This is a genomic window from Cellulomonas telluris (assembly GCF_004886325.1).
Lineage (GTDB): Bacteria > Actinomycetota > Actinomycetes > Actinomycetales > Cellulomonadaceae > Cellulomonas > Cellulomonas telluris.
The window spans coordinates 428,518-441,841 of sequence record NZ_QXFN01000004.1 but is presented as its reverse complement, the minus strand read 5'-3'; the positions used below and the strand labels follow the sequence as shown (position 1 = coordinate 441,841).

Genomic DNA, 13,324 nt, shown 5'->3' with positions numbered 1-13,324 from the left:
GGGTCGGCGTCGTCAGCGCAGGACGGTGCCCCGCAACGGGTCCTGGCGCGTCTGCTCGCGCAGCAGCACGATGTCGGCCTCCCGCAGGACGTCCGCAGCGTCCCGCATGCCGCGGATGCTCCCGAGCACGCCGATCGCCAGGCGCGGGCCGATGTCGCGGCGCAGCCGCTCGAGCAGCTCCGCGAGACGCTGCGGCATGCCGCCGGCGCCGACGTCGTCGACGAGCACGGCGAAGTCGTCCTCGCCGATGCGTGCCGTCGTGTCCCCCTCGCGCAGGGGCCGGCGCAGCTGGCGCACGACCTCCCGGTGGACGTCCGGGGCGACGTCGGCCGGCTCGCGCACGACCGTCGGGGTGGGCTCGACCACGCGCACGAGCGCCAGCGCGCAGTCGTAGGCCGGTGACCGCCGCGTGCGCAGCAGGGCGGCGCCGAGGCGGTCGATGAACAGCAGCCGGTTGACGAGCCCGGTCTCGGGGTCGTGCAGAGCGTCGCGCTGGAGCGCCATCTCGGCCTCCTTGCGCTCGGTCACGTCGACCAGCGTGCCGACGAGACGAGCCGGACAGCCGGCGTCGTCGAGGACGGTGACGGCGCGGCAGAGCATCCACCGGTAGTCGCCCGAGGACGTGCGGACGCGGTGCTCGAGCTCCAGGGGCGTGCCGCACCCGGCGAGCTGGGCGGCGATCGCGGCGGACAGCTCGTCACGGTCGGCGGGGTGGACGCGCTCGAGCCACTCGGCCGGCTGGTCGCCGATGACGTCGTCGGCGTAGCCGAGGGTCTGCTTCCACCGGGGCGAGTAGTACACCGTGCCGGCCGACACGTCCCAGTCCCAGGTGCCGTCGTGCGCCGCCATGGACGCCAGGGCGTAGCGCTCCTCGCTCTCCCGCACCGTGTCGGCGAGGGCCCGCTCACGCGCCGCCGCCTGCTCGAGCGCCTTGCGCTGCTCGCGCAGCGAGGCCAGCAGCCGCTCCTGGTCGAGCGCGACCGCGAGCAGCGCGGCCCAGTGGTTGAAGCGGTCCCGCGGCTGCGTCGACCGCGTCTCGACGACCCCGTCGATGGCGAGCAGTCCCCAGTCGCTGCCGCCGAACGTCACGGGGACGACGAACGTCAGCTCGTTGGAGCCGACCGTGCCCGCCCGGGTCAGGGCCGCCGGCGGGAACTGGCTGGCCGTGGTCCGGACGCCGACCAGCCGCGAGAGCGTCCCGGTGGTGTCGTGGACGCCCACGATCTCCATCTCCCGGTCCCCCGGTCCGCGGTCGGAGCCGACCCACAGGCCCAGGCACGCGTGCCCGCGGACGCCCCGCGGGAGCCAGCCGAGCGCGCGAGGGCTCGCGCCGTCGCCGCGCAGGAGGTCCATGTCGACCTCGTACTGGTCGACGATCGTCCGCTCGAGCTGGCCGCTGCGCGCGAGCATCGCCCGGGTGCAGCCCTTCGTCACGGCGAGCAGGACGTCGGTCACCGCACGCCGCACCGCGCCGGCGTGGTGGGCGCGCGCCTCGGAGAGCGCTTCCACCTGTCGGCACTCGACGGCGCGCATCACCGTGACGGTCTGCTCGAGGGCCTCGGGGTGCGGCTGCAGCGCCGCGGTGAGGTCCGCCAGCCGGCCCAGTGCCGCGGCCGCGGGCGCGACCCCGCGCTCGGCCGCGGCCTCGACCGGCTCGACGACCGCGCGCCACCAGGCCTCCCGCGCGTCGGGCCCGGACCGCCGGACCGACGCCGATCCGGCCGGGCCGGCGAAGGCCGAGTCGGCGAGGCGCCGCACGAGGTCGGCGCCGGCGACGCCGTCGTCACCGACGCCGGCGACGGCCGCCGAGGTCACCTCGGTGCAGCCGCACGACTCGCGCACCACCAGCGTGGACGCCACGCGGTGCTCGCCGGGGGCCACCTCCTCGCCGCGCATCCGCGCGAGCAGCAGCTGCACGGCCTGCTCCCCCACGCGCCCGAAGTGCGCGTCGACGGTCGACAGCCGCGGGCTCACCCGGGCGCCGGAGTCGGCGTGGTCGAAGGCGACCACGGCCTGGTCCCGGGGCAGCACGAGACCGTGCGAGCGCAGGGCGCGCTGGAAGCCGACCGCGTTGCGGTCGGTCGCCGCGACGACCGCCGTGGTCGGGGTGCCGGCGGCGAGCATCCGCGCCGCCGCGTCGACGCCGCCCTGCTCCTGGTTGTCCGACGCCTCGTACCACCACGACTCGTCGGACTCGATGCCGTGCTCGGCGAGCGTCGCCCGGTAGGCGGCGAACCGCTCGCGCATGTCCCGCTGCGAGAGGTTGCCGAGGAAGCCGATGGCCGTGTGCCCGTGCCAGAGCAGGTGCTCGACCGCCTCGCGGACACCGCCGGCGTTGTCGGGCACGACGACGGGGTCGTCGGGGTGCACCGGGTCCTCGCTGACGAGCACGACCGGCACACCCCACTCGCGGACCGCGGCGAGACGCTCCTGGCTCAGGGACTTGCCCACGACGACGAGCCCGTCGACGGCGCCGAGCGCGACCGGTGTGTCGAGGACCGACTCGTCCGGGTAGCGCTCGCGGTCGAGGCCCGCGGGGTAGGTCTGCACCGCGACGACCCGGTGGCCTGCACCCCGCGCGGCACGGGCCACGCCCGCGATCAGGGCACCGAAGTAGAACCCGCCGACGACCGGGGACAGGACGCCGATCGTCCGACGGACAGTGGCGGGGACCCCGCGCCGGGCAGTGACCATGGAGCTACCTCGCCTACACCGTCGGAGCCGAGTTGATGCGATCTACCCACATCGGGCGCAAGACTAGGCGATCGTGGTCACTCCTGCACATGACAACGGCAAAGACGCCGTATCTCCGGCGACCGGCGCACAGCCCGTCGTCCCCGGCCCGGCGACTCGTCGCCCCACCATCACGGACGTGGCGCGCGCCGCCGGCGTGTCGATCGCGGTGGTGTCCTACGCGCTCAACGGGCGCCCCGGCGTGAGCGCCGCGACGCGTGAGCGCGTGCTGCGCGTCGCCGACGAGTTCGGCTGGCGCCCGAGCGCGGCGGCGCGCTCGATGCGCAGCGGGCCCCGCGCGGTGGGGCTCGTGCTCGACCGGACGCTCACCGGCCCGGTGGGCTACGGCGCCGACGTGCTCGAGCTCGTCGTGCCGCTCCAGGACGTGCTGCGCACGCGCGGCCTCGCGCTCGTGCTGCAGGTCGTCGACGACCTGGCCGCGGCGGTCTCCCTCTACGGCGAGTGGTGGGCCGAGCGGCGGTTCGACGTCATGGTCGTCACGGACGTGCGCACCGAGGACCCCCGGCTCGACGCGCTGCGCAGGCTGCGGATCCCGTCGGTCGTCGTCTCCTCGGGCGAGCCGAGCGGCGAGATGGCGATCCTCGGCGTCGACGACGAGGAGGCGACGTCCCGCGTCGGGCGCTACCTCATCGAGCTGGGGCACCGGCAGGTCGCCGTCGTGACGGGCCCGGACGCCCTGCAACGGACCCGGGCGCGCGTCGCCGGGCTCGGCCAGTCCGTGGGCGCAGGCGGTGGCGCCCTCGTGCACGAGGCGACCGCGGGCACCCCGGAGGGCGCGGCGGCCGCGTGCCGCCGGCTGCTGACCGGCGGCCGGCCGCCCACCGCGCTCGTGTTCGACACCGACCACATGGCCGTCGCGGCGCTGGACGTGGCGCGGCGCACGGGCCTCGCGGTGCCGTGGGACGTCTCGGTCGTGTCGCTGACCGACTCCCCCCTCTGCCGCCTCGCGACGCCGTCCATCACGGCGCTGCCGACGGTCCAGTCCGAGCTGGGGACGGCCGTGGGGCAGGCCGTCCTGCAGGTCCTCGACGGCCGGGCCGGAGCGGGTCCGCAGCTCCCGGTCGGCGGCCTCGCCGTTCGGGGCAGCACGGGGCCGCGGTCGCGCTGACCTGCGGGAACGCCGTCCGAGCGGCCGTCGCGGATGGTAACGATTCGGTAACGCGGCCCTGCCTAAACGGTTCGCCCAGGTCCCGGGCCGCACCGGCGCGTGATGGATTCCACGGCAGTCGTCGTGGACCCCCTGCGGCGGCCCGCACCCTGCCGCCGAGGGCCGGGTGCTCGGATCGACACCCGGAGGACACACGTGTCCACACACGGCAAGAGTTCGGTCGGACGGCGCCTGCGCGCCGTCGCGACCGCGGCGACGGCAACGGCGCTCGTCGCGGTGCCGCTGACGCTGGCGGGCACGACCGCCACGGCGGCCGAGCCGCACGTCGACAACCCCTACGCGGGCGCCAAGCAGTATGTGAACCCCACCTGGGCCGCGTCCGTTGAGAGCGCTGCCACGCGCGCCGGCGACGCCGCGCTGGCCGCCCAGATGCGCACGGTGGCCAAGCAGCCGACGGCCGTGTGGATGGACCGCATCAGCGCCATCACCGGCAACGCCGACGGCAACGGCCTGAAGTTCCACCTCGACGAGGCCGTCAAGCAGAAGACGGGCAGCCAGCCCCTCGTCTTCAACCTCGTGATCTACAACCTGCCCGGACGCGACTGCTTCGCGCTCGCCTCCAACGGCGAGCTGCCCGCGAGCGACGCCGGCCTGGCCCGCTACAAGACCGAGTACATCGACCCGATCGTCGACCTGCTGTCGGACCCGAAGTACGCGGACCTCCGGATCTCCGCGACGATCGAGCCCGACTCGCTGCCGAACCTCATCACCAACATCAGCGAGCAGAAGTGCCAGCAGTCGGCGCCCTACTACCGCGAGGGCGTCAAGTACGCGCTGGACGAGCTGAAGACGCTCGACAACGTGTACACCTACATCGACGCCGCGCACTCCGGCTGGCTCGGCTGGGACTCGAACGCCGGCCCGGCGGCCAAGCTGTTCGCCGAGGTCGCGCGCACGACCAGGAAGGGCTTCGCGTCGATCGACGGGTTCGTCACCAACACGGCGAACACGACGCCGCTGGCCGAGCCGTTCCTGACGAACCCCGACCAGCAGGTCGGCGGGCAGCCGGTCAAGGCCGCCAAGTTCTACGAGTGGAACCCCGACTTCGGTGAGCTCGCCTGGACGGCGCACCTGCACCGCCTGCTCGTCGCCGAGGGCTTCCCGGCCAGCACCGGCATGCTGATCGACACCTCGCGCAACGGCTGGGGCGGCCCCAACCGCCCGACGGCCGCGTCGACGAGCACGTCGCTCGACACCTTCGTCGACCAGTCGCGCATCGACCGCCGCGTCCACCGCGGCGCGTGGTGCAACCCGCTCGGCGCCGGCATCGGCGAGCTCCCGCGGGCCACGCCCGCCGGCGCCCCGGCCGCGGCGCACCTCGACGCGTACGTCTGGATCAAGCCCCCGGGCGAGTCGGACGGCGCGTCGAAGGAGATCCCGAACGACCAGGGCAAGAGCTTCGACCGCATGTGCGACCCGACCTTCGTGTCGCCCAAGCTGGCCAACCAGCTGACGGGTGCCACGCCGGACGCGCCGCTCGCCGGCCAGTGGTTCGAGGCGCAGTTCCGGACGCTGGTCCGCAACGCCCACCCGGTCATCCCGGCGGACGGCTCCACGCCGAACCCGACCCCCACGGCCACGCCGACGGCGACCCCGACCGCCACGCCCACGGTGACACCCACCGTGACGCCGACGGCCACGCCCACGCCCACGCCGACCCCGACGCGGACGAACACGCCGACGCCGACGCCCACCTCCGGGCCCGCCGCCTGCTCCGTGCGCTACACGGCGAACAGCTGGAACACCGGGTTCACCGCCTCCGTGCGGCTGACCAACACGGGCTCCAGCGCGCTGTCGGGCTGGACGCTGCGCTTCACGCTGCCGAACGGCAGCTCGGTGCAGCAGGGCTGGAGCGCCACCTGGGCCCAGTCCGGCCAGACCGTGACCGTGACGAACGCCGCCTGGAACGGCACGCTCGCCGCGGGTGCGTCGGTCGAGATCGGCTTCAACGGGTCGCACAGCGGCCAGGCGGGGACGCCGACCGGCTTCACGCTGAACGGCTCGCCCTGCGCGTCGGCCTGACCCACCCGGACGTCTGACGCGCCCCGCGCGTCCGGCGCCCACCGCGGGGCCCTCCCGGTCGTACCGGGAGGGCCCCGCCGCACGTCCGCGGCCTGCGACCGGCCGCGGGCGTTCGCGTCAGCGCGCCGCCAGCGCGTCGCCCAGGGCGGACAAAAGGTCGTCGACGTCCTGCGTGGTCGTGTCGAACGCACACATCAGGCGGACGGTGCCGTCGGTGGGGTCCCAGTCGTAGAACCGCCACCGCCGGCGCAGGGCCGCGGCGACGTCGGCGGGCAGGCGGACGAACACGGCGTTGGCCTCGGTGGGCAGCGTCACGTCGAGACCGAGCGCGTCGACCCCGGCCCGCAGGCGGTCCGCCATCGCGTTCGCGTGGGCGGCCGAGCGCAGCCACAGGTCCCCCTCGTACAGCGCGACGAGCTGGGCCGACACGAAGCGCATCTTGGACGCGAGCTGCATGCCGGACTTGCGCAGGTACCCCACGCCGTCGACGGCGGCCGGGTCGAGCACCACGACGGCCTCGCCGAACAGCAGGCCGTTCTTGGTCCCGCCGAGCGAGACGACGTCGACCCCCACGTCGGTGGTGAACGCCCGCAGCGGCAGACCCAGGCGTGCGGCGGCGTTCGAGAGCCGCGCGCCGTCGACGTGCACCCGCATGCCGAGCGCGTGCGCCTGGTCGACGAGCGCGCGGACGTCCTCCGGGCGGTACACCGTGCCGAGCTCGGTGGACTGCGTGAGGGACACGACGCCGGGCTGCGCCCGGTGCACGTCGCCGAAGCCGTGCGCCTGCCGCGCGACGAGCTCCGGCGTCAGGCGGCCGTCGGGCGTGGGGACGGTCAGGAGCTTGAGGCCGCCGACCCGCTCGGGCGCGGCGTTCTCGTCCGTGTTGACGTGGGCGCTCGCGGAGCAGATGACGGCGCCCCACCGCGGCAGCATGGCCTGCAGCGCCACGACGTTCGCACCCGTGCCGTTGAAGACGGGGTACGCCACCGCCGCGCTGCCGAAGTGCGCCCGGACGACGTCCTGCAGGTGGGCGGTGTGCGGGTCGTCGCCGTAGGCGGGTGCGTGCCCGACGTTCGCGGCGCCGAGGGCCTCGAGGACCTCGGGGTGGGCGCCGGCGTAGTTGTCGGACGCGAAGTGACGGGGGACGTGCGGGGTGCTCACACCCTCAGTCTCGCCCACGCGGACGCGTGCTCCGGCCCACGTGCGCGCTGGTCACGCGGGCGGCGCGCCGGACGCGGGCCCGTCGTGCGCGCGGCGCCGGGGACCGGCATGATCCGTGCAGCCCTGGACCAGGAGGAGGCGCCACGACCATGACCGGTCCCGCAGGCAGCACCCGTGCCACCCCGCCCGACGCGCCGGCGGCGACGCCGCCCGCCCGCGGCGACGACGGCCGGAACGAGACGTACATCGAGCGCATGGACCGCAACTGGAACGAGCTGCTGCAGGAGCTGCGCGTCACCCAGACGGGCGCGCAGATCCTCACCGGGTTCCTCCTCACGGTCCCGTTCCAGTACCGGTTCGACGAGCTGGACGACTACCAGCGGGCCACGTACCTCGTGCTGGTGCTCCTGTCGGCGCTCGCGACGATCCTCTTCGTGGCGCCGGTGAGCCTGCACCGCCTGCTCTTCCGGCGCCGGTTGAAGCCCCAGCTGGTGGACGCCGGGCACACGTTCGCGCGCGTGGGCCTCGTCGCGCTCGCCCTGACGCTCGCGGGCGTCACGATGCTGCTGTTCGACGTCGTCGTGACCCGCACCGCCGGATGGGTGGTGGGCGGGGCGCTGCTCGTGGTGATCGCGGTCGCGTGGCTCGTGCTGCCCCGCCTCATCGCGCGCCGGGCCGCGGCCGACCAGGAGGCCGGGCCCGTCTGACGCCGGACGCACGAGGGCCCCCGACCGTGACGGTCGGGGGCCCTCGTCGTGGCTCAGCCCTGGACGGCGCGCTTGAGGGCGCTGCCCGCGGTGAGCTTCACGCGGTGACCGGCGGGGATCTCGAGCTTCTCGCCCGTCTGCGGGTTCACACCGGTGCGCGCGGCACGCTCGGCACGCGCGACCGAGAGGAAGCCGGAGATCGACACGTCCTCGCCGGCGGCGAGCTTCTCGACGAGCACCTCCTGGAAGGCCTTGAGGGCCTTGTCGGCCTCGGCGTTGCTCAGGCCCGCCTTCTCGGCGACGGCCTGGACGAGCTCGGTGCGGTTGACGCTCACGTCAGGTGCTCCTTGGGGGTCGGATCGCTGCCCGGTCCGGACGACGGGCCGGGGGTGCGCCACGGGATCGTCCGGGCGCACGGCCATCGACACTAGCGGCGCGCCGGGCACCTGCGTGACCGCGGCGCGCGGGCGGCGCGTCGTCAGCACGCCCGCGAGGGGCCCGAGCGGCCGTCGCACGACCTCGTCACCGGCCCACGGCCGCCCGTCGTCCGCGTGCGCGCACCTCCTGCGCGGAGCGCGCGGTCACGACCCTGTCGGGGCCGATGCCGTGCGCGACGGCCCGCTCGCACCCGGCGCGCAGCCACGCGAGCTGGCCCGGTGCGTGCGCGTCGGAGTCGATCGCGAACTCGCACCCCGCCGCGACCGCGACCTCGAGCAGCGCGTGCGGGGGGTCGAGCCGGTCCGGGCGGGAGTTGATCTCGACGGCGACCCCGTGCTCGGCGCACGCCGCGAAGACCGCCTCGGCGTCGAACTCGCTGGGCGGCCGCTCGCGCCCGGTCAGGCGCCGGCCGGTGCAGTGCCCGAGCACGTCGGTGCGGGGGTCGCGGACGGCGGCCAGCATGCGGCGCGTCATCGAGGCGCGGTCCATGCGCAGCTTCGAGTGCACGGAGGCGACCACCACGTCGAGCTCGTCGAGCAGGTCGGGGTCCTGGTCGAGCGACCCGTCCTCGAGCACGTCGCACTCGATGCCGGTGAGGACGTCGAACGGGGCGACCGCCCGCCGCAGGGCGGCGACCTGGGACATCTGTGCCCGCAGCCGCTCTGCGGACAGGCCGTGGGCGACCGTCAGCCGGGGCGAGTGGTCGGTGATCGCGAGCCAGTCGTGCCCGAGCTCGAGGGCGGCCAGCACCATCTCCTGCACCGGCGTCGCGCCGTCGCTCGCCTCGGTGTGGGCGTGCATGTCGCCCCGCAGCGCGCCCAGCAGGACGGACGCCTCGTCGTCGGGCGCGGCCGCGTCGGCGGCGGCGGCCTCGCGCTCGAGGTCGTCGAGGACCGGGACCGGCTCACCGGCGAGGGCGGACGCGACGACTCCCGCGGTACGGGCGCCCACGTGCGGCAGGTCGGTGAGCGCGCCCGCCGCGGCGAGCGCGTGCAGCCGGTCGGGCTCCTGGCGCTCCACGGTGCGGGCGGCGGCGCGGTACGCGGCCGGCCGGTAGCTGCTGGCCTGCGCGCGTTCGAGGAGGAACGCGATGCGCCGCAGCGTCGCGACGGCGCGGTCGCGGTCGTCCGCTGCGCTCACGAGGCCTTCTTGCGCGTCCGCTTCGCCGGGGCCTTGCCGCCGTCGTCACCCCCGGTGTCCCCCGCCTTGGCGCGGGTGCGGCGCTTCGGGGCGGGCGCCTCCTCGTCGTCGTCCCCGCTCGAGCGCGACGCGCGGCTCGCGGACTTCTTCGCCGCCGGTGCGTCGTCGGCGGCCTCGCCGCGCGCGCTGCGGGCCTTCTCGACGCTGCGCTGGAGCGCGGCGAGCAGGTCGACGACCTCACCCGCACCCTCGTCGCGCTCCTCCTCCGAAGCGGCGGGCGCCTGCGTCTGGCCGGAGGAGACCTTCTGCTGGATGAGGTCCTCGAGCGCCGTCACGTACGCGTCGGTGTACTGCGAGGGGTCGAAGTCGGCCGCGAGCGACTCGACGAGCGAGCTCGCCATCGTCAGCTCCTGCGGGCGCACCTGGACCTCGGTGTCGAGGACCGGGAAGTCGGCCTGGCGCACCTCGTCGGGCCAGAGCAGCGTCTGCAGGACGATGACCTTGTCCCGCACACGCAGCACGGCCATCGTCTCGCGCTGGCGCAGCGCGACCTTGACGACGGCCATGCGGTCGGTCTGCTCGAGCGCGCCGCGCAGCAGGGCGTACGGCTTGGCGGCGGTCTTCTCGGGCTCGAGGTAGTACGTCTTCTGCAGCAGGATCGGGTCGACCTGCTCGGCCGGGACGAACTCCAGCACCTCGATCTCGCGCTCGGTGGACAGCGGCAGGTTGTCGAAGTCCTCGTCCGTGAGCACCACGAGCTCGCCCGAGTCGGTCTCGTACCCCTTGGCGATGTCGCCCCACTCGACGGCCTCGCCGTCGATGCTGCACACCTTCTTGTAGCGGATCCGCCCGCCGTCCTCGCGGTGCACCTGGTGCAGCCGGACCTCGTGCTCCCCCGTGGCCGCGTACAGCTTCACGGGGACGTTGACCAGGCCGAACGCCACCGCACCCTTCCAGATCGCGCGCACGTCCGCCTCCCGTCGTCCTCGCCGCGGCGCCGGGCAGCGGCCGCGGCGCCGGGCGGCGCGCCGTCACCCGGCCCGCCGCACCGTCCACGGGCAGGATGGACCCGTGCACCCCGTGGCCGCCACCCCTGAGCGCAGGTCAGCGCCGTGAGCGCCGACCGGCAGACCGTCGACGTCGGGGGCCGTCCCGTCCGGCTGACGCACCTCGAGAAGGTCATGTACCCGGCCACCGGCACGACCAAGGCGGAGGTGATCGACTACTACGTCCGCGTCGCGCCGGCCCTCCTGCGCCAGCTCGCCGACCGGCCGGTCACCCGCATCCGCTGGCCCGAGGGCACCGCCGGCGAGCGGTTCTTCGAGAAGAACGTGCCGCGCGGGGCGCCGGCGTGGCTGCGGCACCACCGCGTGCCCGCCTCCCCCGGCGGTGACGAGGACGGGACCGTGCTCGACCTGCCCGTCGTCGGCGACCTCGCGGGACTCGTCTGGGCGGCGAACCAGGGCGCGCTCGAGCTGCACACGCCGCAGTGGACGGTGGGCCCGCGCGGCGGCGTGCGCGACGCGGACCGCCTCGTCGTCGACCTCGACCCCGGACCGGGCACGGGCCTCGACGAGTGCGTGCGCGTGGCGCACCTCGTGGCCGACCGGCTGGCGGCCGACGGCCTGACGCGGACCGTGCCCGTGACGTCGGGGAGCAAGGGGCTCCAGCTGTACGCGCCGCTCCCCCGGCCGCGTCCGCCGCACGACGTGCGGGAGTACGCCCGCACCCTCGCCCAGGCGGTCGCCCGTGACGAGCCCGGTCTCGTCGTGTCCGTGATGCGCAAGGACGTCCGGCCCGGCCGCGTCCTGATCGACTGGTCGCAGAACCACCCCGCGAAGACGACGATCACGCCCTGGTCCCTGCGCGGCAGGGAACGCCCGACCGCCGCCACGCCCCGCCGGTGGGAGGAGCTGGAGCCGGGGTTGACGCAGCTCACGGCCGCCGAGGCCGCCGAGCGGCTGGCCCGCGACGGGGACCCCTTCGAGGACTGACGCCGCAGGTCGCGCCCGGGTCGGGGGCGCCGTGGCGCTCCTGTGGCGGACGTCCACCGGGGCTGGCAGCGTGGACGCAGCGCCGGACCGCCTCGGTCCGGGAGGCGACATCGAAGGAGTGGTCATGGCTGCTGCCGAACTGCCCAAGTACACCGTCCCGTCCCTCACCCCCGAGGACGGCGCCCGGGTGGCGGAGATCCTCCAGGGGCGCCTGCACGCGCTGAACGACCTGCAGCTCACGCTCAAGCACATCCACTGGAACGTGGTCGGCCCGCACTTCATCGCCGTGCACGAGATGCTCGACCCGCAGGTCGACGCCGTGCGCGCGATGGTGGACGCGACGGCGGAGCGCATCGCCACCCTCGGCGTCTCGCCGCAGGGCACGCCGGGCGCGATCGTCGCGGCGCGCACCTGGGACGACTACAGCATCGGGCGCGCCACGACCACGGCGCACCTCGGTGCGCTCGACGAGGTGTACGTCGGCGTCATCACCGACCACCGGGCGGCCGCCGAGGCGACGGAGGAGCTCGACACGGTCACCAACGACCTGCTGGTCGGGCACCTGCACGAGCTGGAGCTCTTCCACTGGTTCGTGCGCGCGCACCTGGAGAACGCCGGGGGCGACCTCAGCAACGCGGGCGCGGAGACGGAGCGGGACGCCGCGGCGCTGGCCGAGGCGGGCAACCCGGCGGACGACGCGCACCGGTGACGACCTCCTCCGCCCCCACCACACCCGTCCCCGCCGGCACCGCCGACGGGGACGGGCTGCGCACGGGCCGTGGCGCCGCCCGCGACCTCGACGGCGCACCCCGTCCGCGCCCGCACCTCGCGGCCCGGCTCGAGGACAGGGTCGATGCCGGGGTCGCGCGCCTGCTGCGGCGGCGCGGCTGGACCGTCCGGATCGTCGCCTACGCCGGCTACGGCTCGCAGGGCTGGGTGCGCGTGCTGGCGCGGACCCTGCTGGCCGCGCCGACCGTCGGCGGCGAGGACCTGCCCGGTGCCGGCGGCAGCGCCCAGACCGGCGACGAGCCGCCCGCGCCGCCCATGCGCGGCTGGCGCTCCTTCCTCACGTCGCCCGTCACCGGCGCCCGGCTCGAGGTCCGGGTCGGCTCGGCCACGCACCTGATCGAGACGGACCGGGGCGGGTACGTCGACACGGTCGTGCCGTCCGACCTGCCGCCCGGGTGGCACGAGGTGACGCTCACGTCGGCGGACGGGGCGACGGCGGTCGCACCGGTGCTCGTCGTCGGCCCCGAGCCGACCGTCGGGATCGTCAGCGACATCGACGACACGGTGATGGTCACGCGCCTCCCGCGTCCGCTGGTCGCCGCCTGGAACACCCTCGTGCGGCACGAGAACGCGCGGGAGGCGGTGCCGGGCATGTCGCGGCTGTACCGCGAGCTGCGCCGCGGTCACGACGAGCGGCCGGTCGTCTACCTGTCGACCGGCGCGTGGAACGCGGCACCGGCGATCGGGCGCTTCCTGCGCCGGCACGACTACCCCGCGGGCCCGCTCCTGCTCACCGACTGGGGCCCGACCAACACGGGCCTGTTCCGCAGCGGTCAGCAGCACAAGGTGAGCCAGCTGCGGCGGCTGTTCCACGAGCTGCCGCAGGTGCGCTGGCTGCTCGTGGGCGACGACGGTCAGCACGACCCCGAGATCTACGCGGGAGCCGTGGCCCGCCACGCCGACTGGGTCGAGGCCGTGCTGATCCGCCAGCTCACCGCGGCCGAGCACGTGCTCTCGCACGGTCTGCCCACCGCGACCGTGCAGAACGAGGAGGCCGAGGCCGAGGCCGACCGCCCCGGCGTGGTGGTGCTGCAGGGCGCCGACGGCGAGGAGCTCCTGGTGCGGGCACGCGAGCAGGGACTCGTGCCCGGCGCCTGAACGGGACCGGACGCACGACGGCCCCGGCGACCACGCGGTCGCCGGGGCCGTGC

11 protein-coding genes are annotated in these 13,324 nt (G+C 75.2%); 6 read left to right on the top strand and 5 right to left on the bottom strand.

What is annotated here, in order from left to right:
- Positions 1-12: 12 nt before the first annotated feature.
- Positions 13-2,694, bottom strand: coding sequence for a substrate-binding domain-containing protein (locus tag FB586_RS14210; RefSeq protein ID WP_136519979.1), 2,682 nt, complete (start codon positions 2,692-2,694; stop codon positions 13-15).
- Between the two features lie 178 nt (positions 2,695-2,872).
- On the opposite strand from FB586_RS14210, the gene FB586_RS14205 reads away from it, so the two are divergent.
- Positions 2,873-3,862 carry a LacI family DNA-binding transcriptional regulator gene (locus tag FB586_RS14205; RefSeq protein ID WP_246036773.1) on the top strand — a complete coding sequence of 330 codons (990 nt, stop codon included), beginning with the start codon at positions 2,873-2,875 and terminating at the stop codon, positions 3,860-3,862.
- A gap of 195 nt (positions 3,863-4,057) precedes the next feature.
- Complete coding sequence (locus FB586_RS14200) at positions 4,058-5,944, top strand: glycoside hydrolase family 6 protein (RefSeq protein ID WP_136519977.1); 1,887 nt, start codon at positions 4,058-4,060, stop codon at positions 5,942-5,944.
- Between the two features lie 117 nt (positions 5,945-6,061).
- On the opposite strand, the gene FB586_RS14195 is transcribed toward FB586_RS14200, so the two are convergent.
- Positions 6,062-7,105, bottom strand: coding sequence for a threonine aldolase family protein (locus tag FB586_RS14195; RefSeq protein ID WP_246036772.1), 1,044 nt, complete (start codon positions 7,103-7,105; stop codon positions 6,062-6,064).
- A 149-nt stretch (positions 7,106-7,254) separates the two neighbouring features.
- Between FB586_RS14195 and FB586_RS14190 the strand changes: the two genes are divergently transcribed.
- Positions 7,255-7,812, top strand: coding sequence for a DUF6328 family protein (locus FB586_RS14190; protein WP_222928366.1), 558 nt, complete (start codon positions 7,255-7,257; stop codon positions 7,810-7,812).
- A gap of 53 nt (positions 7,813-7,865) precedes the next feature.
- On the opposite strand, the gene FB586_RS14185 is transcribed toward FB586_RS14190, so the two are convergent.
- The 3 genes from FB586_RS14185 to ku all read right to left on the bottom strand — a co-directional run bounded on the left by FB586_RS14185 (position 7,866) and on the right by ku (position 10,358).
- Positions 7,866-8,147 (bottom strand): HU family DNA-binding protein, encoded by a 282-nt coding sequence (locus FB586_RS14185; RefSeq protein WP_136519975.1) that lies wholly within the window; start codon positions 8,145-8,147, stop codon positions 7,866-7,868.
- A gap of 187 nt (positions 8,148-8,334) precedes the next feature.
- Positions 8,335-9,390, bottom strand: coding sequence for a PHP domain-containing protein (locus FB586_RS14180; protein ID WP_136519974.1), 1,056 nt, complete (start codon positions 9,388-9,390; stop codon positions 8,335-8,337).
- Positions 9,387-10,358 carry a non-homologous end joining protein Ku gene (ku, locus tag FB586_RS14175; protein WP_136519973.1) on the bottom strand — a complete coding sequence of 324 codons (972 nt, stop codon included), beginning with the start codon at positions 10,356-10,358 and terminating at the stop codon, positions 9,387-9,389. The genes FB586_RS14180 and ku overlap by 4 nt, the downstream gene beginning before the upstream one ends.
- A gap of 144 nt (positions 10,359-10,502) precedes the next feature.
- Between ku and ligD the strand changes: the two genes are divergently transcribed.
- From ligD to FB586_RS14160, 3 genes are all read left to right on the top strand, one after another.
- Entirely contained in the window at positions 10,503-11,384 is an 882-nt protein-coding gene (ligD, locus tag FB586_RS14170; protein ID WP_136519972.1) for a non-homologous end-joining DNA ligase, read from the top strand.
- Positions 11,385-11,508: 124 nt separating this feature from the next.
- A complete protein-coding gene (locus FB586_RS14165; RefSeq protein ID WP_136519971.1) occupies positions 11,509-12,093 on the top strand; it encodes a Dps family protein in 585 nt (194 codons plus the stop codon).
- Positions 12,090-13,271, top strand: a complete 1,182-nt coding sequence (locus FB586_RS14160; protein WP_136519970.1) for an App1 family protein phosphatidate phosphatase — start codon at positions 12,090-12,092, stop codon at positions 13,269-13,271. The genes FB586_RS14165 and FB586_RS14160 overlap by 4 nt, the downstream gene beginning before the upstream one ends.
- The last annotated feature ends 53 nt before the right edge of the window (positions 13,272-13,324 follow it).